The sequence below is a fragment of the Erythrobacter sp. HKB08 genome (assembly GCF_004114695.1).
In the GTDB taxonomy this organism is placed as follows: domain Bacteria; phylum Pseudomonadota; class Alphaproteobacteria; order Sphingomonadales; family Sphingomonadaceae; genus Parerythrobacter_A.
Genome location: NZ_CP035310.1, coordinates 961,361 through 980,597, shown reverse-complemented (window position 1 = coordinate 980,597; position 19,237 = coordinate 961,361). Strand labels below are relative to the sequence as shown.

Sequence of the window (19,237 nt, the reverse complement as noted above, 5' to 3'; positions counted from 1 at the left end):
GTTCAGCCCTCCACCACTTCGAGGCCCATCGAACGCGCGGAGCCTTCGATGATCTTCATGGCCTGGTCGACGTCGTTCGCGTTCAGGTCGGCCATCTTCGCTTCGGCGATTTCCTTCACCGCGCTGCGCTTGATGGTCCCGGCCGAAACCTTGCCCGGCTCCTTCGAACCCGACTTCAGCTTGGCAGCCTTCTTCAGGTAGTACGACGCCGGCGGGGTCTTGGTGGTGAAGCTGAACGAGCGGTCCGCGTAAACGGTGATGACCGTCGGGATCGGAGCGTTCTTTTCGAGGTCCTGCGTAGCGGCGTTGAACGCCTTGCAGAATTCCATGATGTTGACGCCGCGCTGGCCCAGTGCCGGGCCGATCGGCGGCGACGGGTTTGCAGTGCCCGCGGGCACCTGCAGCTTGATGTAGCCTTCGATTTTCTTCGCCATGAGGCGGTTCCTTTCACACTGTCGAACGGCTGCCCGGCGGGCCGGGCGTCGATGCCATTCTCATGTTGAGCGGTCAGGCAGAGGCGAACCTCCTCCCGCATGGTTTTTCCGAAGCTGTCGCTTGGGAAGGCGCGCACATAGCGTTTCCATCCGTAAATGCAAGCGATTCGGGTGTCCTTGCCCTGCTCCAGCGAGCCGCCTCCACGCCCTTGAGCAAATGACGCGCAAATACAATTCACTTCGGGCGTTAGGCGGTAAACCCGCTAATTACTGCGGATCTGCGTTCATTCCGACCAGAAAATCAGCCAAAGCCATTGTTAATCTTTGTCTTTTAGGAATGAAGTATAGATCGGGGAAATTGGAGGGACGCAGATGTATCGTATCGCCATTCAGGTGAAAGAACTTATTTCGAGCAATGTCACGCATGTGGTCGAGCGCGCCTCGAACCCGGCGAAGATGCTGCACCAGCTTCAGCGCGAATGCGAAGAGGCGATCATTTCGCTCGAGGGCGAGCGGACCAAGGCACGCCGCCAGAAGGACCGTCTCGAAACCAATCTCGCCCAGTGCGAGCTGCGCGAAGCGGACTGGAGCGACAAGGCGCAGGCAGCAGTCGACAACGGACGCGAGGATCTCGCCCGTGCGGCGCTCGTCGCGCGCGACGAATGCCGCAAGTCGATGGAGCAGCTGCGCAAGGACATCGTCGATACCGAAGAAGATCTCGCGGAGATCAAGTCGGCTATCAAGGAGCTCGAGGAAAAGCGCAGCGAGACGCGCGACCGCCTGCGTGACCAGCGCGCCGCCGACGGCGAACGCTCCGGGACCACCGGCAGCTCGCCGAGCCGTGTCGATCGCCGCATGGAGCGCATCAGCGAGCTCGAGCGTCGCACCGAATTCGCGACCGACGATACGGCATCGTGCCGCGGCAATGCCTCGGTCGATCGCGAGATCGAGGAAATGCAGCGCGACCGCAATATCGACGAGGAACTGGCCGCGATGCGCGCCAAGTCCTCCAAGCCCGCGAAGGGCAAGAGTTCCGGCAGCAAGCGCAAGCCCAAGGCTGCCTGAACCCGCGACTATCTCTGGTCAAAAAACGAAGGGGCGCCCTGCCGGATGGCAAGGCGCCCCTTCTCGTAATCGGGTTTATCGGTGGCCCGGTTACTTGACTAGTTCGACCTGGTCGAAATCCAGTTCGACCGGCGTTGCACGGCCGAAGATCGAAACCGAAACCTTGACCTTCGCCTTGTCGAAATCGAGTTCCTCGACCACGCCGTTGAAGCTGGCGAAGGGCCCGTCGAGCACCTTGACCTGGTCGCCGATCTCGTAATCGACGTGAATGTCCTTCTTCGGAGCGGCCTTGGCCTCTTCCACACCGCCGAAATAGCGCGCCGCTTCCTTCTCGGAAATCGGCTGCGGCTTGTTGTTGGTGCCGAGGAAGCCGGTCACCTTCGGGGTGTTCTTGACGAGGTGATAGACGTCGTCGGTCATCTTGAGCTTGGCGAGCACGTAGCCCGGCATGAACTTGCGTTCGACCTGGACCTTCTTGCCGCGCTTGATCTCGGTGACCGTCTCGGTCGGAACCTGCACGTCCTCGACCGCTTCGGACAGGCCCAGCCGCTCGGCTTCGGCGATGATCGCGTCGCGAACCTTGTTCTCGAAACCGGAATAGGCGTGGATGATGTACCAGCGAGCCATGATGTTCCTTACTTTTCTATCAGGCGAGGCTGAGGAGCCAGCCGACGATGGCGCTGAAGGCCGAATCGACGCCGAGGAAGAACAGCGAGAGGATCACCATCATGATGCCGACGAAGATCGCCGTGCGGATGGTTTCCTCGCGCGTCGGCCAGACGACCTTGCTCGCTTCGGTGCGCACCTGCTGCACGAATTCCGCGGGCGATGTCCGGCTTTTCTTTTCCTCGGCCATGGCGTGACCTTCCGTCCTGTCCAAAATCTGTTCCTGCCTTCCGGGATGGGGAGTTCGCCGCCCCGGTTCAAGTCCGGGAGGGGCTTATTCCATCATCGATGTCGGAAGACGAAGCGCATGTAGGCTCCGCCGCTGTAAAAGGCAAGCGGGGGAGAGGCGGGCAATTGCGCCTTTCCAAGCGGCCCGCGCCTCTCTAGCGTGCCCCGCCTGACATCAAGGGACGCAAGAGGGGTTTCCTGACAATGGCAACAAGCCAGGCACCAAGTCTTGGCGACCGGTTGGTCGAACCGGTCACCAACGTATCCGACTTCATCTGGGTAGGCACGTGGAACGGGGTGGAAGTCCTCCCCTTCCCGCCGATGACGATCATCCTGCTGGGCATCGGCCTATGGATCATGATCGGCCTTCGCTTCTACCCGATCGTAAAGCTGGGCAGCGCCTTCAAGGGCCTGTTCGCCGGCCGCAAGAGCCAGGGCGACGGCGAGATTTCGCCTTTCGCGGCGCTCTCCACCGCGCTGTCCGGACAGGTCGGCACGGGTAACCTCGCCGGCGTCGCGACCGCGATTGCACTCGGCGGTCCGGGCGCGATCTTCTGGATGTGGATCACCGCGCTGTTCGGCATGGCACTCGCCTTCGCCGAAGGTTCGCTCGCGATCCGCTACCGCGAGCGCACCAGCGACGGCGTGCTGCGCGGCGGTCCGATGACCTACATCATGATGGGCCTGGGCAAGAAATGGACCTGGCTCGCCGTGGTGTTCTGTCTCGGTACGCTGTTCTCCGCGCTCGTCACGGGCAACTCGATCCAGGCGAACGCGGTGGCCGACGGCCTCAACGAACTGTTCGGCATCGAGGAATGGCTCGGCGGCCTGATCGTCGCGATCCTCGTCTTCATCGTCATCATCGGCGGCATCAAGTCGATCGGTAGCGTGGCCGAGAAGGTCGTGCCCTTCATGGCTGCGGCTTATATCGTGATGGCGGTGATCGCGCTGATCTTGAACTTCGGCGACCTCGGCGAAACGTTCTACCTGATCTTCCACGGCGCGTTTAACCCGCAGAGCGCGGCAGGCGGCTTCGTGGGCGCTGCGATGATCATCGCGATCCGTGCCGGTGTCGCACGCGGCCTGTTCTCGAACGAAGCGGGCCAGGGTTCGACCGCGATCGCTCACGCGGTCGCGCAGACCAACGATCCGGAAACGCAGGGCCGCATGGCAATGCTCGGCACCTTCATCGACACCATCGTCATCTGCACCATGACCGCGCTCGTCATCCTGACCGTTCGCGGCGACTTCACCGCAGGCGGCGAAGCGGTGCTGCACGCATGGCAGTCCGACCGCGTCGGCTTCGAGATGACCAGCGGCGCCTTCGCCGCGGCCTTCCCGATGACGCTCGGCGGCGTGCCGATCGGTACGCTGGTCGCGTCGGTCGCCCTGATCCTGTTCGTCTTCACCACGCTGCTGACGTGGTCCTACTACGGGGAGCGGGCGATCACCTTCCTCTACGACCGGATCAAGGGTTCGAGCCGTAAAGGCGAGAAGAAGCTGCACATGGCGTGGCGCGTCCTGTGGTGCCTGGTGATCTTCATCGGTGCGGCCCAGCCGTCCGAGCTGGTCTGGCGCCTTGGCGACATCTCGAATGCCGCGATGGCCCTGCCGAACCTGCTGGCGCTCGCGCTGCTGAGCGGCGTGGTGTTCAAGCTCGCCAAGGGGCAGAAGGATGCCGGCCCGACGCACACCGCCGAAACGCCGGAAGAGCCCGAGGATTACTAGGCTCCTCCACAACCGACAAAAGGAAAGGGCCGGTCAGCGCGACCGGCCCTTTTCGTTTTGGCGTTGTTGCCGCGTCAGTCGAGGCCGAGGAGCCGGGCGAAGAAGCTCGGCTTGTGCATCGGCTGGACCGGACCGTGGCGCATCATGCGCTGCGTCGGGTCCATGCTCTGGCGCGGTTCCACCCAGCGGTCCGGGCGGCTGCTACGGAAAGACATACTCGACATGGGCTTTGCCTCCATTTCGATTCTTCCTCCATCCAGCACGCCAAACGCCTGAAATGCCGCGCAGGTTCCCGGCCGCGCATCGCGGGGCCGGTGACGGGAAATCGAAATGGGAGAAAATGGCAGGGGTGACAGGATTCGAACCCGTGGCCCTCGGTTTTGGAGACCGATGCTCTACCAGCTGAGCTACACCCCTGCACGGGAGCGCTGCCTCTAGAGCGGGCGCGCGCGCTTTGCAAGCGCCTCTAGGCCGGTGCAGCGCACTCTTGTATGCGGACAGGCGACATGCACGGCTCGCCCTTCCCCCTGATCCCGCCGGAGACGCTCCTGCTCGCCTATCGCAGCGGCATCTTCCCGATGTCGGACGGGCGCGACGACCCGGAAATCTTCTGGGTCGAACCGCGCGACAGGGCCATCCTGCCGCTCGAGGGATTCCGCTGCTCGAAGACGCTGCGCAAGGTGCTGCGCCGCGACACCTACCGGGTGACGATCGATCGCGCCTTCACCGATGTCGTCAGCCTGTGCGCCGCGCCGCGCGAAGGGCACCCGGAAAGCTGGATCAGCTACCGCATCGCGGCGAGCTATCGCCAGCTGCACGAGGTCGGCCATGCGCATTCGATCGAATGCTGGGAAGGGGAAGAGCTTGTCGGCGGGCTCTACGGCGTCGCCTTCGACCAGGTGTTCTGCGGCGAGAGCATGTTCAGCCGGGCGGACAATGCCAGCAAGGTCGCACTCGCCTGGCTCGTCGCGCTGATGCGGCGCGCCGGGTACCGGCTGCTCGACTGCCAGTTCATGACCGAACATCTCGCCTCGCTTGGCGCAATCGAGATCGCGCAGGAGGCCTATCTGGAAAGGCTGGCGGCAGCGGGCGGCAAGCCTGCCATGAGCCTGCCGGAAGCTTACGCCTCGTTGGTGTCGGAAGCCGCTTCGCTGGGCGAGGCCGCAGGCGACGGAGCCGCTGCGGGCGCAGGCGCGGAGGTCGGCGCGGGGCGCGAAGGCGACGGGTCTTCCTCGCCCGGGAAGCTCATTGCGCAGTCCTTGACCCAGACGTCGTAGATCGGGTGCTCGACCACGTTCAGCGACGGCGAGCGCTTGAACATCCAGCCCGAGAAAATCCGCCGCCATTCGTCCTCGACCTTGTCGCGCACGACGACCTGGACGAACGCGCCGGTTTCCTGCGGCATCTCCCACGGCGCAGTGCGTTCGCAGGCCGACAGGCGGATGATGACATCGCCGATGCGGCGCGATTCGCCGGGGCGCAGTTCGATGTCTTCGGTGAGGTTGTTGCGCTTGTTGAGCAGGCCGAGCGTCGCGACCCGCTCTTCCATCGGCGTGCCAAGGCCCGCTTCGGCAGCGGGCTGGTCGGGCGCGGCGCCCGACTGGAGCTCTTCGGGAATATCCGTTTCCGGCGCATCGGCCGGGGGCGGCGACTGGCTGCCGCAAGCCGCCAGTGCCAGCGCACCGGTCGCAGCCGTCAGCAGGCGCAGGGACGCCCGGTGCATGCTCAAGCGTCCGGCGACCAGGCTTCGTAGTCGCCCACTGCGCGGGCACGCTTGCCGCCGCGCTCGAGAGCACCTTGCGGACGGTATGCATCCGCGGTGCCGGTCGCGTTCGGCGTGTAGTCGACTTCCCAGATCTTGGGCGGCGGCAGGTGGCTTTCCGGCACGTCGTCGAACGAGCCGTGCAGCCAGCCATGCCATTCGGCCGGCACGCGGCTGGCGTCGTTCGCGCCGTCGTAGATCACCCAGCGACGCTCACGCTCGCCCTTCTTGGGCTTGGAGCGGTAGTACTTGTTGCCCTGCGCGTCGGTGCCGACGTGCTCGCCCTTGCGCCAGCTGTAGAGCATGGTGCCGATGGTGGCGCCGTTCCACCAGGTGAAGATCTTGCCGAGGAAACTCATGGCCGCGCGATTAGCCCAATGCGCGCCGCTGGCCAAGCGTCAAAACGCTAATTGGCCGGGGCTTCGTATTCGACGAGGTCGCCCGGCCCGATTCCCAGTTCGGCAGCGCGTCCGCCGGGGATTTCGAGCACGAGGCTGGTCAACCCTTCGGCGGCAACCGATTCGAGCGAATAGGGGACCGTTTCGGCCGCGATATTCATGATCCGGCCGTCCGTGCCGACGAAGATAATGTCGAGCGGTAGCGGGGTATTGCGCATCCAGAAACTCGCGAGATCGGGCGGATTGCGCGGGAAGATCATCCCTTCGTTCGGACCCAGTTCTGTTCGGAACATCAGCCCCTGGCGCTGCTCCTCGAAAGTCGCGGCAACTTCGACGTCGAAGCGATGCACCGTATCGCCGCTCGTCACCGTCAGCGGGACGATTTGCAGGCCCGAGACCGGATGGACGCTGGCCTCTGCCGCCTCGGTCGGCGCGGTTTCCGCAGCCTGCTGCGGCGAGCAGGCGATAAGGCCGAGCGCGAAAGCTCCGGCAGCGAATCGGATGATTGTATTCATGGCGCTCACTCTAGTTCCTCGCGCGCCTCTTCCAACCATTCTTCAAGCACTTGTTCGCTGCCCGCATCGACGGCGAAACGTGCGTGGTCGAAGGAATGCCCGGCACGCACGATTGCCGCGAGCTGTTTCTCGCGCCGGTCGGGTGCAAGCTCCTCGCGGTAGAAGGGCCCGAAACGGCGGCGGCGGACCAGCGCGACGACCGCTTCGCGCCGCTGTGCTTCGTCCGGCTGCATCTGCTCGCGGATAGCCTCCCCGATGCCCGCCTCGCGCAGGCTCTCGCCGATCCGCCGCGCGCCATACCCGCGCCGCAGGAGCGATCCGGCCTTGCTGCGGGCGAACTGCTCGTCATCGACATAACCGAGCTCGACATAGCGTTCGACCAGGGCCGGAACACCCGGCTCGCCCTCGTCTTCCCAGCCCCTTTCGTGCAGTTTTCTCAACAAATACCGCTCCAATTTGGCGGCAGTGGTGGAAAATCTTGCAACATAGGAGAGCGCAAGATCCTCGAAACGCTGGCGATTCAAGGGCTTGCGAATACGATTGCGCGACCGTCGGGAGCGTTCGACCTCATCCATCGGCCATATTCGTGCCACAGTCCTTATGAAATGGGAAAGTTTGAAGACAAGATGGCGGAAAAATCGCCGTCGATGGGGATTAACACAGGCGCGAAAACACGCGCCAGAGGGACGGGTTCCTACCACACACATCATGACCGACGCCGCACTCACGCCGACGCCGAATGATTGCGACCTGCCGCGTCGCAGGTCCGATTTTGCGACTTTCAACGAAGCTATCGAATATGCCGCCCGCAGCGAAAAGGGCATGAACTTTCACGACATGCGCGGAACGCTGGAGCGCGTGTACCCTTACAGCCAGATGCGCGACGATGCGCTGGTCATGGCGCGCAGGCTGGTGGCCTCGGGGATCGGCAAGGACGACCGCGTCGCCCTCATCGCCGAAACCTGCCCCGAATTCGCCGCCATGTTCTGCGCCTGCGTCTATGCGGGCGCCTGGCCGGTACCGCTGCCGCTGCCGACCGGCTTCGGCGGCAAGGAAGGCTATATCGACCAGCTCGCGGTCCAGCTCGAAAGCTCGGACCCCAAGGTTCTGATCTACCCGCCCGAGATTGCGGAAATGGCCAAGGCCGCCGCCGATCGCCAGGGCTGCGAAGGGATCGACTGGGCAAGCTTCGCCGAGCGCGAGGCGCCCGATGTCGACCTGCCCGAGGCGAGCCCGGAAGACATCTGCTACCTGCAGTATTCCTCCGGCTCGACCCGCTTCCCGACCGGCGTCGCCGTCACGCACGAAGCGCTGCTGCACAATTTGCAGGGTCACTCGGTCTCGATGGACTTCCGCGCCAACGACCGCGTGGTCAGCTGGCTGCCGTGGTACCACGACATGGGCCTCGTCGGCTGCTTCCTGTCGGTCGTCGCGAACCAAGCCTCGATCGACTACATCAAGACCGAGCATTTCGCGCGCCGTCCGCTCGCATGGCTCGACCTGATCAGCCGAAACAAGGGCACGACGCTCAGCTATTCGCCGACATTCGGCTACGACATCTGCGCCCGCCGCATCTCGAGCCAGAGCCACGTCGGCGACCGGTTCGACCTGTCGCGCTGGCGCATTGCTGGCAACGGCGCGGACATGATCCGACCCGACGTCATGCAGAGCTTCGTCAACGCCTTTGCCGATGCGGGCTTCAAGGCCAGCGCCTTCACCCCTTCCTACGGCCTTGCCGAAGCGACGCTCGCAGTCACCGTCATGCCTCCGGGCGAAGGGATCCAGGTCGACCTCATTGAGGAAGAGCGCCTGTCGGGCACTCGTGCCGACCTGTCGCGCCCGGCACGCTACCGCGCGATCGTCAATTGCGGCAAGCCGATCCCCGGCATGGACGTCGAAATCCGCGGCGAGAAGGGCCAGGTCAAGGGCGATCACCAGATCGGCAAGGTCTGGTGCCGCGGGACCAGCGTCATGCACTCCTACTTCCGCAACGAGGAAGCGACCGACGAATGCCTCGTCGACGGCTGGCTCGACACGGGCGACATGGGCTACATGGCCAATGGCTATCTGTTCATCGTCGGCCGCGCGAAGGACATGATCATCATCAACGGCAAGAACCACTGGCCGCAGGATATCGAGTGGGCGGTCGAGCAGCTTGCCGGCTTCAACCACGGCGACATCGCCGCATTCTCGGTCGAAACCGAGAATGGCGAGGAAGCGCCTGCCGTGCTGGTGCATTGCCGCGTTTCCGATCCGGAAGAACGCGTCCGCCTGCACGAGCAGATCAAGGACAAGGTCCGCTCGGTCACCGGCATGAACTGCGTGGTCGAGCTAGTCCCGCCGCGCACGCTGCCGCGCACCTCGTCGGGCAAGCTCAGCCGCGCCAAGGCCAAGCGCCTCTACCTTGCAGGCGAGATCCAGCCGCTGCCGCTGATGGAAGCGGCCTGACCGGCTAGCTAGCTACCGTCCGGCGCGACCCATTCGAGCCGGACGGGTCCGCGCTGATCCACGACGACGATATCGGTTGCGCCCTTCTCGGCGAGGGCGGCGCGCACCTTTTCCAGATCGTCTCCGCGGCCGATGACCCGGAGGCCCATGCCGTTGCGCGCCGATGCCCATGCGGCGAGCGTCAGTGCGGTTTCCTCGGCCTCGGTGAATTCCTCACCATCGTAGGAGAAGGCCGGAATGCGGGCGACCGGCGGGACGAGATTGACCTGCCAGTCGGGTTCGGTCGCCGAGATGCGCCGCTCGAGTTCCGCATAGGTCGCAAGGCTCGCCCCCGGCAGGGCGCGAGCGCGCACCATCACGCGGCGACGCTGGCGATCGACGATCACGTCCTTCGGCTCGACCCCGCCGATAAGCGCGACGCGTTCGGCAAGCTCGTCGGCCCGGGCGGCTGCGGCCTCTTCCTGCGCGCGGGCCGCGGCGAGCTGCGCCTGTTCGGCGGCGCTCGCGCTGGTACCGACCTGGTACTGGGTGAGGATCAGCGAGACCGGACGGCCGAGCTGCTCTTCGAGGTCGTAGGCGATCTGGGATTCGGCGTTCTCGATCAGCACGGGCGTCAGGACCGTTGCGGACACGCCGATTGGCTCCGATTCCCAGGCGATCTGGAAATCCGACATGCGCGCTCGCCCGTCGAACGGGTCCATCACCTCGGAGCGGATGATGCGCTGTGCATTGGCTTCCCACGCGATCGAGCGCAGCGAGAAGCCGAGCGGGATGGCGAGCGCGATAAAGACCGCGATGACGCTGAAGTTCTGGAACTGCGTCTGGCGCTCCGACAACGTCGAGCGGAAGCCGTAGAAGCGCGCCATCGCCCACGAGGTGAGCGCGATCGCGAGAAGGTTGGTGATGTAGAGCAGCAGCGCGCCGGAAAAGACCGTCCAGTTGAAAGTCGCCAGGCCGAAGCCGACCACGGCGAGCGGCGGCATCAAGGCGGTCGCGATCGCCACGCCGACGATCGTGCCCTCGCGCCCGCGGATCATCGCATAGGCACCGGCAAGCGCGGAGAATATCGCGACCAGCAGGTCGAACAGATTGGGCCGGGTTCGCGAGGCGATTTCCTCGGTCACGGTCTGGAGCGGCGAGAAGAAGACGATCAGCGCGCACAATGCGATGGCCATGATCGAGCCATAGGCGAGCGAAACCGCTGCCTGCCTCAACCAGTGGTAGTCGCCCACAGCCAGAGCGAAGCCGAGGCCGATGATCGGCCCCATTAGCGGCGAAAGAAGCATTGCGCCGATCACCACCGCCGGCGACGACAACAGCAGGCCGAGGATGGCGATGCCGCCCGACATGGCGGTCATGAACAGGTAGCGCGCCGAGAGCAGGCATTCCTCGCGCCGCTTCTCGATGACCGCGGGCTGGTCGACCGTGCCGATGACCGATTCACGCCACCACAGGCGCAGGCTCACGACCACGCGCAGGAACGCCCAGCGATTGGGTGCGACCGTGGTCGGCGCTGCAGGTTGGTCCGTCGAAATCATAGCCTCCCGAACTTCGATGAGAGGGCTTTAGCGCTTGCCAAGCGACAAAAAAAGCGGAGACTCGCAGCGCTTAAGGGGGCGCAATGCTTGTTTTTTGTGTCTTATGCACCTAATACAGTAACGAGCAGGAGCGGGATGGTCCCGCCGGGAGATTGAGCACACGATGGCCAGCACCAACACCACCACCAAGACGGAAACCGATACCGCTTTCGACCTGACCCCGCCCGATCCGGTTCCGACCGTCGCGCCGGAAAAGGCCGCGGGTCTCGTGCCGGTGTCCGAAGAGGTGAAGAGCAAGCTGGAAGAGAAAGTCGACGGTTTCGTCGAAGATCTCGTTGCCGAAGACGCCAATTCGCCCGAATTCGGCAAGAAGGTCGACCAGCTGACCAATATGGGCCGCAAGGAAATCGCGGCTGCTGCCGGCCATTCCAACCGCTTCCTCGATCGCCCCATCCGCGCGATGGACAAGGACGAGGGCGTCGGTGCGAACCTTTCCGAACTGCGCCGCGTGGTCGAGGACCTCGATCCGTCGAAGCGCGGCAAGATCACCGGCCCGCGCAAGTTCCTCGGCATCATCCCGTTCGGCAACCGGCTGAACAACTACTTCCGCAGCTACCAGAGCGCGCAGACCCACATCCAGGAAATCCTCAACAAGCTCGGCAACGGCAAGGACGAGCTGCTGATGGACAATGCCGCGATCGATGTCGAACGCGCCAAGCTGTGGGAAGCGATGGGCAATCTTGAGCAGATGATCCACATCTCCAAGACGCTCGATGCCAAGCTGGAAGAGAAAGCCGCCGAACTCGATGCGACCGATCCGGCGAAAGCCAAGGCGGTGCGCGAAACCGCGCTGTTCTACGTCCGCCAGCGCACGCAGGACCTGCTGACCCAGATGGCTGTCAGCGTGCAGGGCTATCTCGCACTCGATCTCGTCAAGAAGAACAATGTCGAGCTCGTGAAGGGCGTCGACCGTGCGAGCACCACGACCGTCGGCGCGCTGCGCACGGCGGTGACCGTCAGCGAGGCGATGACCAACCAGCGCCTCGTCCTGCAGCAGATCACCGCGCTCAACGACACGACGGCCGGCATCATCGATTCCACCAGCCAGATGCTGCGCGACCAGACCGGCAAGATCCACGAGCAGGCCGCGGCGAGCACCATTCCGCTCGAGACGTTGCAGCGCGCTTTCCAGAACATCTACGACACGATGGACGAGGTCGACGAGTTCAAGCTGCGCGCGCTCGATTCGATGAAGCAGACGGTCGAAGCGCTGTCCGGTGAGGTCGAGAAGTCGAAGGGCTATATCGCCCGCGCCGAAGGCCAGTCGCAGGCGAGCAAGCAGATCAGCGAATCCTCCCTCCTGTCGATCGAAGGCTGATGAACGACCTGACCAAAGACAGCGACCGCATCATCCAGGAAAGCAGGGCCCTGCGCGACGACAATCGCGCGGGCGGGCGACATCGCCGCACCGGCTCGATCGGGCGCGGCTCGGCCGACCTCAAGATGAAGCACATGGTCGCCAAGCTGACCCGCATCGCCATCGCGGTCGTCGGCATCCTCGCGGCGACCAGCGTTGCGGGCCTGATCCTCAACGGGATCGGCTTCTGGGGCGTGCTGATGACGCTCTTCGCGATCGTCGCGGCGGTCTTCGCCTTCAGTGCCTTCCCGCGCATGAAGGTCCCGACGCGTTCCGACATCAACAAGGGCGATACGCGCCAGATGGTCGGCCGGACCGAGCTCTGGCTCGAGCACCAGCGCCCCGCCCTGCCGCCGCCCGCAGCGAACGTGATCAGCGACATGGGCGTGCAGCTCGATGCGCTTGGCCTCCAACTCGAAACCGTGCCGCAGGACCACCCGGCTGTTCGCGAGGTGCGCAAGCTGGTCGGCGAAGTGCTGCCCGAGACGGTCGACAGCTACCAGAAGATCCCGGCCCACCTGCGCGGCGAAAAGCGCGCCGGTGCAACTCCGGACGAGCAGCTGACCGACAGCCTGCAGAAGATCAGCAGGGAAATCGACAGCGTGACCCGGCAGCTCGCCGAAGGTTCGCTCGACGACCTCGCGATCAAGCACCGCTATCTCGACTATCGCTACGGCGAAGGCGAAAATACCTCGACGGAGAAAGAATAATGCGCGTCGCGGTCCCGCACAGCCTGCCGCGCGAGGAAGTCCGCCGCCGCCTGCGTGAACGCACGGGCGAGATTACCGATCACATCCCCTTCCCCGGCGCGACGGTCGAAAGCGACTGGGTGAGCGAAGACCGGCTGGCTCTCGTGGTCGGCGCGATGGGTCAGTCGATCCAGGGCCACGTCGATGTCGAGGACAACCAAATGGTTTTCGAAGTCGACCTGCCGATGATGCTGAGCTTCGTCGAGCCGATCATCGCCAAGGGCTTCCGCGAACAAGGCACCAAGATGCTCGAGGCGCCCAAGGACGACTAGAGGTCGCGGTCGAGTTCTAGGAAAGTCTTCGGGATTCGCAGCGCAGCCGAGGCTTCGCGCGTCTCGCGCAGGAACAGGAACAGCCCGGCCATCATCAGCGCGATCGCGGCGACGAAGATCGCCGATGCGACCATCGCCAGCTCGATGCCGAGCAGCGCGTCGAAGAACAGTGCCACCACCGTCAGCCCAATCAGCATTGCACTCAGGACCAGCACCAGCATCGCCCGGTTGATGCTGTCGATCCGCCGCGCGACGATGCGCATTTCGGCGACGATCTGGTCATGCGCCATGCCCTCGGTCTCGCCGTGCCGCGATTGAAGCTGGCGCGAGCGGTCGACCACCCTGCCGAGGCGCACGGTGAGCATGTTAAGGATGCTGGCGATGGCGACCATCAGGAAGACGGGCGCGAGGGCGAGCTGGATTGTTTCGGCGATCACGGCGCAGGCTCCACTGGCAGGTCGGATGCGCGCGTACTTGGGAGCTTGCCGCCCCTCACGCAAGGGGCGCGAAGTCAGGCGAGGCTGGCAGCGACCAATGCACTCGCGCCGGGCGCAAGGACCGCATCGGCAAAGTCGTCGAGCGCCGCGCAATCGCCCGCCTCGACCACCTGCGAACCGACAGCGACCGAACCGGCCAGCGGCATGACCAGGCATGGTCCGGCAATGCCGGGCGCATCGCCGCCGACGACGTAGTCGAGGCTGAATTTGGGACCATCGACGAGGCGCCGCGACTGCCCGAAGTCCAGCTTCGAGCGAAGGCTCGCATCGTGCGGACAGCCCTCCGCCACGGCGAGCGCTGCATCGAGATGCAACTCGCGCGGGCGACCGTAATCGAACAGGCGATAGGTGATGTCGCTGTTCTGCTGGATTTCGACGAGGCTGATACCAGGCCCGATCGCATGAACCGTACCGGCGGGGATGTAGAAGAAATCGCCGCGCTTCACCTCGAACCAGCTCAGCATGCCTTCAATCGACCCGTCGAGTGCGGCGGCGCGCATGGTTTCCCGGTCGACCTCGCGCTCGAAGCCGACGGCGAGTTTCGCGCCCGGCTTGGCATCGAGAACCAGCCAGCATTCTTCCTTGCCGCTCATCCCCTCGGGCGCATCGGCATCGCCGGGATGCACCTGGACCGAGAGTTTTTCGCTGGTGAAGAGATATTTGGCGAGCAGCCCTTCGCAGGGTGGCAGCGGCTCGAACCAGATCTCGCCGATACGCTGGCCCGCACCAGCAGCGAAAGGCTGCGGCAGGTTCCGCCGGCCCCACACCTTTTCGACCTCGCGGGTCGGAAGACGATGCCAGGCGCTCATTGTCCGCTCGCCCCGGCAAGCTTGCCGACCGCCTGCGCGCCGTCGGCCGTCGTCACCAGCACCTCGTCGCCGTCGACGACGATGATGATATCCTCGATCCCGATGGCCGAAACGCGCGGACCGTCGGACTGGACCATCACGTTGCGGCAATCGACCAGTTCGCTGCGGCCGCGCGTGACATTGCCATTCGCATCCGCGTCGAGCGCTTCGCGCAGGGCCTGCCAGTTGCCGATGTCGGACCAGCCCATCGAAACGGGGACCATCGCTGCCCGTTCGGTTCCTTCCATGACGGCGTAGTCGATGGACTCGCCTTCGATCGCAGCGAATGCTTCGGCGTCGGGATGGAAGATGCCGTCTGCCTCTTGGCCGCCAGCTACGGAGCGTTCGACCGCAGCAGCCATATCGGGGCGCTGTCGGGCCAGTTCTTCGAGGTAGGTGCCGGCGCGGAAGCAGAAAATGCCCCCGTTCCAGCTGTAGCCGCCGTCGGCGAGAAATTGCTCGGCACGCGCGGCGTCGGGCTTCTCGACGAAGCGTTCGATGGCGAAACCGCCGCCGATATTCTCGCCGCGCTTGATGTAGCCGTAACCAGTCTCGGGCCGGGTCGGCTCGATACCGAATGCGACCAGCCAGCCCTCGCCTGCCAGCGCGGCGGCGGTTTCGGCTGCCGCCGCGAACGCGGGCGCGTCGGCGATGTGATGGTCGCTCGGGCAAACCAGCAGGATGGCATCCTCGCCCGCACGGTGCGCTGCCAGCGCTATGGCGGGCGCGGTGTTACGACCGAAAGGCTCCTCGATCATGGCAAGGCCTTCGACGTCGCCCGATTGCTCGCGCACGAGCTCGCGGTGCGCCTTGCCTGCAACGATCGTCGGAGCAGCGAAGACCGAGCGATTGGCCACCCGGTCGAGCGATTGCTCGAACAAGGTCCGATGTCCGACCAGCGGCAGGAAAGGCTTCGGGCGCGATGCACGGCTACGCGGCCACAGCCGCGTGCCGCTCCCGCCGCACAGGATCACCGGATGGATGCTCGAGCCCATAGCCTCCCGCCATAGCGCAACAGCCTTGCCATTGCGTTACCCTTGATCGTTCACCCGATTATCCGCCTAGCGCTCGCGAAAATCCACCCGGTATCCGTAGCGTGCCTCGACCGGTGTCCCGTCGGCCGTGCGAGCAGGGTTGAAGCGGATCTTCTGCAGCACCAGCGGGCACACTTGCGCAGTGGTTGCCGCATCGACGCTGCTGCGTGCAATTGAGCAATCGCGCGCGCGCCCGTCGGTCGTGACGGTAAAGACCACGGTGACCGACTTGCCGAAGCGCGTTGCCCTGCCGCCTTCGGGAACGGGAAAGTCCGAGGCGGTGTTGAGTTCGCCCGAAGCGACCGACGGCTTGACCGCGATCCCGCCGCCCGGCCCGCCCCCTCCGCGCCCGCTACCGGTGCCCTCGCCCGGTCCGCTCGCGCCGGTACCATCGCCGCTCTCGCGTGCGCCGGAGCGGTTTGCATCGCCGGTCGAGGATGCGCGGGGAACCGGCGTATTACGCTCCAGCGGGACCTTGGGCGTGGGCGCGGTGACCGGTTTCGGGGTCGCACGTTCACCGGGATCGCCCGCCGCGCCTTCATCCGGTTCGGGCTCGGGCGGTTCCTCGTATTCGCGGGTGGTCACGGTAACGGTGAAGGCCTCGACGACCGACTGCTCGACCGTCTGCACGGCACCGGGCGCGAAAGCGCGCGCGAGCCCATAGATCGCCGCGATATGCAGCAGGACGATCAGCACGATCGTGCCGATGCGCGGCTTGCGCCGCTGGTTGGCATATCCTTCGCCGGAAACCATTGAATCTACGCGCTTCTCCCTAGGTGCCCGGCTGCAATTTCCCGAGGCACCGAAACTATAGCGCACCGCCAGGAGACTGGCGATGCATGCAATCAATCGACCGGCGGGGCTTTCGTTTCCGCCACTCGCTTCACTCGTACAGGCAGCCGCCGTTGCCCTGGCGGTCGGCGCACTGTTCGGTGTGCTCGCGCACTTGTCGATCGAATTCACGCGCGGCAGCGGCCGCATCGCGATGGTCTGGATACCCAATGCGATCGCGGTCGCATGCCTCCTGCGGTTTTCCCTGCGGTATGAGCCGATGGTTCTGGGCGCGATGTGGGCAGGCAATTTCGGCGCGAACCTGCTTACTGGCGACCCGGGCTGGAACGCGCTGATCCTGTCGAGCGCCAACAGCCTCGAGATCGTCGCATCGCTGTTCCTCGCCAGGCGTTTCATCGGGGAAAGTCCCGATATGCGCCGCGTGGGCGATCTGATGCGCTTCGTCGGACTTGCCGGCATCATTGCGCCGTCGATTTCCGCAACCTTTGCCATGTCGGGGCTTGGCCCATCGGAAGGCTCTCTCCTCCTCGGCTGGCTAAAGTGGATGGCGACCGACGGGCTTGGCATGATCATCATCGCGCCGACGCTGATGGTTTTCATCGATGCGGCGCGCGACCCGCGCCTGCCATCGCGGCAAGAGGTGTTCGAGTGGCTGATCCTAACCGCCATGGGGACCTCGCTCACCTTCCTCGTCTTCGTTCAGAGCTCTTTCCCGCTGCTGTTCCTCGTCCCGCTCATCGTGCTGGTTCACGCCTTCCGGCTCGGTGCGCTGGGGACGGCGTTCTCGGTTCTCAAAGTGGGCGTCATCGCAATCGCGTGCACCTGGTACGGGCGCGGACCGATGCAGCTTGTCGACGGGAGCCTGCAGGCACAGCTGGTCGTCCTGCAGGCGTTCCTTGCAGCGTCCTTCGCGACGGGTTTCCCCGTTGCCGCGCTGCTCTGGCGGCAAAAGGAGACGGTCAGGGCGCTCGAGGCGAGCGAGGCGCAGCTCACCCTGCTGGCCGACAACATGTCCGACGCTCTGATGCGCTACGACATGGACGGCGTGTGCACTTACGCGTCGGCCTCGGTGGCGGAGGTTCTCGACCAGCCCGTCGAGCGCTTCGTCGGCAATACCGCCGACGACCGTGTCCATCCCGATGAGCAGGAGCGGATCAGCAAGCTCCAGCAACGCCTGCTCAATGCGGAATCGGAGCGTGAGCGGCTGACCTATCGCCGCAGGATCGACGACAAGGACGGCGAACCGGTCTTTATCGAGGCCAATTGCGCGCTTGTACGCGACAGCGAGAGCGGTGAGCCCAATTCGATCCTTGTCTGCTACCGCGACGTCACCGAACGGGTGAACCTCGAACAGAAGCTGGTGCGTGCGCGCCGCCATGCGGAAAATGCCGCAGTCGCCAAGTCGCAGTTCCTCGCCAACATGAGCCACGAGATCCGCACCCCGATGAACGGCGTGCTCGGCTTCGTCGATCTCTTGCTTGCGAGCAAGCTGACTGCCGAACAGCGCCGCCATGCCGAGCTCCTGTCGGAATCCGGACGCAGCATGATGCTGCTGCTCAACGACATCCTCGATATCTCGAAAATCGAGGCGGGCGAGATCGTCATTTCTCACGAGCCAGTGAACCTGCGCCACCTCGTAGCAGGCTGCATTTCCCTCCAGTCCGCCCGCGCGGAGGAGAAGGGCATCACGCTTTCCACCTCGTTCGAGGACGAACTGCCGGAGGTGATCCTGTCCGACGGACTGCGCCTGCGGCAGATCCTGCTCAACCTGCTCGGCAATGCGATCAAGTTCACTCACGAGGGTGCCGTGCGGATCGTCGCGGAGGAAGCCGGCGGGATGCTCGCGGTAACCGTATGCGACAGTGGCATCGGCATTGCGGAGGACCGGCTGGAATCGATCTTCAATCCGTTCGAGCAGGCCGACAACAATGTCTCGCGCAGATATGGCGGCACCGGGCTCGGCCTGTCGATCAGCCGGCGGCTGGCGCAGCTGCTCGACGGCTCGCTCGTTGCAAGCAGCACCGAGGGAGAAGGCTCGCGCTTCCGGCTGGAAATCCCCTTGCTCGCCGCCGAGGCAGGCGAGAACGGGCTGCCGGATTTCCCGCGCCACGAAGAGACTATCGAGCTGCTGGGCGGCTCGCGCGTGCTGCTGGCCGAGGATCACGACATCAACCGTATCCTCATCTCGACCATGCTCGAACGCTGCGGCCTGCCTGCCGATATCGTCGAGGACGGCCAACAGGCGGTCGGCGCGATCATGTCGGCCAAGGCGCAAGGGGAGCCATACCAACTGGTCCTGATGGATGTGCAGATGCCCGAATGCGACGGCTACACCGCGACGCGCACGGTGCGCGAGCTGGGGATTGGAGCCGACGAACTGCCGATCGTGGCGCTGACCGCCAATGCCTATGAAGACGATATCAGGGCCGCGCTCGACAGCGGGATGCAGGCCCATCTCGCCAAACCGCTGCAGTTCAAGGACCTGGTCGCGACCCTGCAGCGCTGGTTACGGACGCGGATCGTCGAACGTGCGGCCACGCCGGAAGAAACGACACCGATTGAAAAGCAGCGCACCGAGGGTGCCGAGCCGACGCTGGAAGAACGCTGGCAGATGCGCCGGACGGAAGCGCTTGAAGCGGTAGCGGCTGCCTTGAGGCAGGACCGGCTGGAGGGCGAGCTAGCGGAGGAGCTGGCCCGGACGGTTCACAAGCTTGCCGGGACCGCCGGTATGTTCGGCGAAGATGACCTTGGCGAGAAAGCCGGGGCGCTCGAACGCGCGCTCAAGGCCGACGTATCTTTCAAGGTCCGCAACCGGCTTGCCGAGGAACTGCTCGACGCAGCCTGAA

At 64.7% G+C, this 19,237-nt stretch carries 20 protein-coding genes, 1 tRNA gene and 1 pseudogene; 8 read left to right on the top strand and 14 right to left on the bottom strand.

Going from position 1 to position 19,237, the window contains the following annotated elements:
• Nucleotides 1–2 precede the first annotated feature (2 nt).
• Nucleotides 3–434: a 50S ribosomal protein L11 gene (rplK, locus tag EO245_RS04620; protein WP_128891827.1), complete on the bottom strand. Its 432-nt coding sequence runs from the start codon at nt 432–434 to the stop codon at nt 3–5.
• 372 nt (nt 435–806) lie between these two features.
• Here rplK and EO245_RS04615 point away from each other — a divergent pair, with 372 nt between their 5' ends.
• Nucleotides 807–1,499, top strand: coding sequence for a PspA/IM30 family protein (locus EO245_RS04615; protein ID WP_128891826.1), 693 nt, complete (start codon nt 807–809; stop codon nt 1,497–1,499).
• Nucleotides 1,500–1,589: 90 nt separating this feature from the next.
• On the opposite strand, the gene nusG is transcribed toward EO245_RS04615, so the two are convergent.
• Both nusG and secE read right to left on the bottom strand, forming a co-directional pair.
• Nucleotides 1,590–2,126: a transcription termination/antitermination protein NusG gene (gene nusG, locus EO245_RS04610; protein WP_128891825.1), complete on the bottom strand. Its 537-nt coding sequence runs from the start codon at nt 2,124–2,126 to the stop codon at nt 1,590–1,592.
• Between the two features lie 19 nt (nt 2,127–2,145).
• A complete protein-coding gene (secE, locus tag EO245_RS04605; RefSeq protein ID WP_128891824.1) occupies nt 2,146–2,355 on the bottom strand; it encodes a preprotein translocase subunit SecE in 210 nt (69 codons plus the stop codon).
• Nucleotides 2,356–2,597: 242 nt separating this feature from the next.
• Here secE and EO245_RS04600 point away from each other — a divergent pair, with 242 nt between their 5' ends.
• Nucleotides 2,598–4,121: a sodium:alanine symporter family protein gene (locus EO245_RS04600; protein WP_128891823.1), complete on the top strand. Its 1,524-nt coding sequence runs from the start codon at nt 2,598–2,600 to the stop codon at nt 4,119–4,121.
• Between the two features lie 74 nt (nt 4,122–4,195).
• Here EO245_RS04600 and EO245_RS13365 read toward each other — a convergent pair whose 3' ends face one another.
• Together EO245_RS13365 and EO245_RS04595 are read right to left on the bottom strand one after the other, a co-directional pair.
• Nucleotides 4,196–4,345 (bottom strand): hypothetical protein, encoded by a 150-nt coding sequence (locus tag EO245_RS13365; RefSeq protein WP_164931262.1) that lies wholly within the window; start codon nt 4,343–4,345, stop codon nt 4,196–4,198.
• Between the two features lie 117 nt (nt 4,346–4,462).
• Nucleotides 4,463–4,538, bottom strand: a tRNA-Trp gene (locus EO245_RS04595).
• Between the two features lie 74 nt (nt 4,539–4,612).
• Here EO245_RS04595 and aat point away from each other — a divergent pair.
• Entirely contained in the window at nt 4,613–5,398 is a 786-nt protein-coding gene (aat, locus tag EO245_RS04590) for a leucyl/phenylalanyl-tRNA--protein transferase (RefSeq protein WP_234026959.1), read from the top strand.
• A 35-nt stretch (nt 5,399–5,433) separates the two neighbouring features.
• Here aat and EO245_RS13505 read toward each other — a convergent pair.
• The 4 genes and pseudogenes from EO245_RS13505 to EO245_RS04570 all read right to left on the bottom strand — a co-directional run.
• Nucleotides 5,434–5,670, bottom strand: a pseudogene (locus EO245_RS13505) (DUF2155 domain-containing protein); the annotation flags it as partial.
• A gap of 176 nt (nt 5,671–5,846) precedes the next feature.
• On the bottom strand, nt 5,847–6,242 hold the full coding sequence (locus EO245_RS04580; RefSeq protein WP_128891822.1) for an NADH:ubiquinone oxidoreductase subunit NDUFA12: 396 nt from the start codon (nt 6,240–6,242) through the stop codon (nt 5,847–5,849).
• 47 nt (nt 6,243–6,289) lie between these two features.
• Entirely contained in the window at nt 6,290–6,796 is a 507-nt protein-coding gene (locus EO245_RS04575) for a DUF192 domain-containing protein (protein ID WP_128891821.1), read from the bottom strand.
• A 5-nt stretch (nt 6,797–6,801) separates the two neighbouring features.
• The gene (locus EO245_RS04570; protein WP_370246175.1) at nt 6,802–7,236 is read right to left on the bottom strand and encodes a regulatory protein RecX; all 435 of its coding nucleotides are present in this window, start codon (nt 7,234–7,236) and stop codon (nt 6,802–6,804) included.
• 268 nt (nt 7,237–7,504) lie between these two features.
• Here EO245_RS04570 and EO245_RS04565 point away from each other — a divergent pair, with 268 nt between their 5' ends.
• A complete protein-coding gene (locus EO245_RS04565; RefSeq protein ID WP_128891820.1) occupies nt 7,505–9,244 on the top strand; it encodes a fatty acyl-AMP ligase in 1,740 nt (579 codons plus the stop codon).
• Nucleotides 9,245–9,252: 8 nt separating this feature from the next.
• Here the strand turns inward: EO245_RS04565 and EO245_RS04560 are convergent, their stop codons facing one another.
• Nucleotides 9,253–10,782: a TIGR00341 family protein gene (locus EO245_RS04560; protein ID WP_128891819.1), complete on the bottom strand. Its 1,530-nt coding sequence runs from the start codon at nt 10,780–10,782 to the stop codon at nt 9,253–9,255.
• A gap of 163 nt (nt 10,783–10,945) precedes the next feature.
• On the opposite strand from EO245_RS04560, the gene EO245_RS04555 reads away from it, so the two are divergent.
• The 3 genes from EO245_RS04555 to EO245_RS04545 are packed head-to-tail and all read left to right on the top strand — an operon-like array spanning nt 10,946 to nt 13,220.
• Nucleotides 10,946–12,160 carry a toxic anion resistance protein gene (locus EO245_RS04555; protein WP_128891818.1) on the top strand — a complete coding sequence of 405 codons (1,215 nt, stop codon included), beginning with the start codon at nt 10,946–10,948 and terminating at the stop codon, nt 12,158–12,160.
• Entirely contained in the window at nt 12,160–12,909 is a 750-nt protein-coding gene (locus tag EO245_RS04550; protein ID WP_128891817.1) for a hypothetical protein, read from the top strand. Before EO245_RS04555 ends, EO245_RS04550 begins: the two co-directional genes overlap by 1 nt.
• A complete protein-coding gene (locus EO245_RS04545; protein ID WP_128891816.1) occupies nt 12,909–13,220 on the top strand; it encodes a polyhydroxyalkanoic acid system family protein in 312 nt (103 codons plus the stop codon). The genes EO245_RS04550 and EO245_RS04545 overlap by 1 nt, the downstream gene beginning before the upstream one ends.
• Here the strand turns inward: EO245_RS04545 and EO245_RS04540 are convergent.
• The 4 genes from EO245_RS04540 to EO245_RS04525 all read right to left on the bottom strand — a co-directional run bounded on the left by EO245_RS04540 (nt 13,217) and on the right by EO245_RS04525 (nt 16,352).
• The gene (locus EO245_RS04540; protein ID WP_128891815.1) at nt 13,217–13,657 is read right to left on the bottom strand and encodes a DUF2721 domain-containing protein; all 441 of its coding nucleotides are present in this window, start codon (nt 13,655–13,657) and stop codon (nt 13,217–13,219) included. The two genes, EO245_RS04545 and EO245_RS04540, sit on opposite strands and share 4 nt — an antisense overlap.
• Nucleotides 13,658–13,731: 74 nt before the next feature.
• Entirely contained in the window at nt 13,732–14,526 is a 795-nt protein-coding gene (locus EO245_RS04535; RefSeq protein ID WP_128891814.1) for a class I mannose-6-phosphate isomerase, read from the bottom strand.
• A complete protein-coding gene (locus EO245_RS04530; protein ID WP_128891813.1) occupies nt 14,523–15,560 on the bottom strand; it encodes a mannose-1-phosphate guanylyltransferase in 1,038 nt (345 codons plus the stop codon). Before EO245_RS04530 ends, EO245_RS04535 begins: the two co-directional genes overlap by 4 nt.
• 66 nt (nt 15,561–15,626) lie before the next feature.
• Nucleotides 15,627–16,352 (bottom strand): hypothetical protein, encoded by a 726-nt coding sequence (locus tag EO245_RS04525; protein WP_128891812.1) that lies wholly within the window; start codon nt 16,350–16,352, stop codon nt 15,627–15,629.
• 82 nt (nt 16,353–16,434) lie between these two features.
• On the opposite strand from EO245_RS04525, the gene EO245_RS04520 reads away from it, so the two are divergent.
• A complete protein-coding gene (locus EO245_RS04520; protein WP_128891811.1) occupies nt 16,435–19,236 on the top strand; it encodes an MASE1 domain-containing protein in 2,802 nt (933 codons plus the stop codon).
• Nucleotide 19,237 lies beyond the last annotated feature (1 nt).

What these genes read in the sequence shown, in the direction of transcription:
- EO245_RS04615 (WP_128891826.1), top strand. Translation starts at nt 807, where the DNA reads ATGTATCGTATCGCCATTCAGGTGAAAGAACTTATTTCGAGCAATGTC.
- secE (WP_128891824.1), bottom strand. Translation starts at nt 2,355, where the DNA reads ATGGCCGAGGAAAAGAAAAGCCGGACATCGCCCGCGGAATTCGTGCAG.
- nusG (WP_128891825.1), bottom strand. Translation starts at nt 2,126, where the DNA reads ATGGCTCGCTGGTACATCATCCACGCCTATTCCGGTTTCGAGAACAAG.
- EO245_RS04580 (WP_128891822.1), bottom strand. Translation starts at nt 6,242, where the DNA reads ATGAGTTTCCTCGGCAAGATCTTCACCTGGTGGAACGGCGCCACCATC.
- EO245_RS04550 (WP_128891817.1), top strand. Translation starts at nt 12,160, where the DNA reads ATGAACGACCTGACCAAAGACAGCGACCGCATCATCCAGGAAAGCAGG.
- EO245_RS04530 (WP_128891813.1), bottom strand. Translation starts at nt 15,560, where the DNA reads ATGGGCTCGAGCATCCATCCGGTGATCCTGTGCGGCGGGAGCGGCACG.
- EO245_RS04555 (WP_128891818.1), top strand. Translation starts at nt 10,946, where the DNA reads ATGGCCAGCACCAACACCACCACCAAGACGGAAACCGATACCGCTTTC.
- EO245_RS04525 (WP_128891812.1), bottom strand. Translation starts at nt 16,352, where the DNA reads ATGGTTTCCGGCGAAGGATATGCCAACCAGCGGCGCAAGCCGCGCATC.
- EO245_RS04565 (WP_128891820.1), top strand. Translation starts at nt 7,505, where the DNA reads ATGACCGACGCCGCACTCACGCCGACGCCGAATGATTGCGACCTGCCG.
- EO245_RS04535 (WP_128891814.1), bottom strand. Translation starts at nt 14,526, where the DNA reads ATGAGCGCCTGGCATCGTCTTCCGACCCGCGAGGTCGAAAAGGTGTGG.
- EO245_RS04575 (WP_128891821.1), bottom strand. Translation starts at nt 6,796, where the DNA reads ATGAATACAATCATCCGATTCGCTGCCGGAGCTTTCGCGCTCGGCCTT.
- EO245_RS04545 (WP_128891816.1), top strand. Translation starts at nt 12,909, where the DNA reads ATGCGCGTCGCGGTCCCGCACAGCCTGCCGCGCGAGGAAGTCCGCCGC.
- EO245_RS04520 (WP_128891811.1), top strand. Translation starts at nt 16,435, where the DNA reads ATGCATGCAATCAATCGACCGGCGGGGCTTTCGTTTCCGCCACTCGCT.
- EO245_RS04600 (WP_128891823.1), top strand. Translation starts at nt 2,598, where the DNA reads ATGGCAACAAGCCAGGCACCAAGTCTTGGCGACCGGTTGGTCGAACCG.
- aat (WP_234026959.1), top strand. Translation starts at nt 4,613, where the DNA reads ATGCGGACAGGCGACATGCACGGCTCGCCCTTCCCCCTGATCCCGCCG.
- rplK (WP_128891827.1), bottom strand. Translation starts at nt 434, where the DNA reads ATGGCGAAGAAAATCGAAGGCTACATCAAGCTGCAGGTGCCCGCGGGC.
- EO245_RS13365 (WP_164931262.1), bottom strand. Translation starts at nt 4,345, where the DNA reads ATGTCGAGTATGTCTTTCCGTAGCAGCCGCCCGGACCGCTGGGTGGAA.
- EO245_RS04560 (WP_128891819.1), bottom strand. Translation starts at nt 10,782, where the DNA reads ATGATTTCGACGGACCAACCTGCAGCGCCGACCACGGTCGCACCCAAT.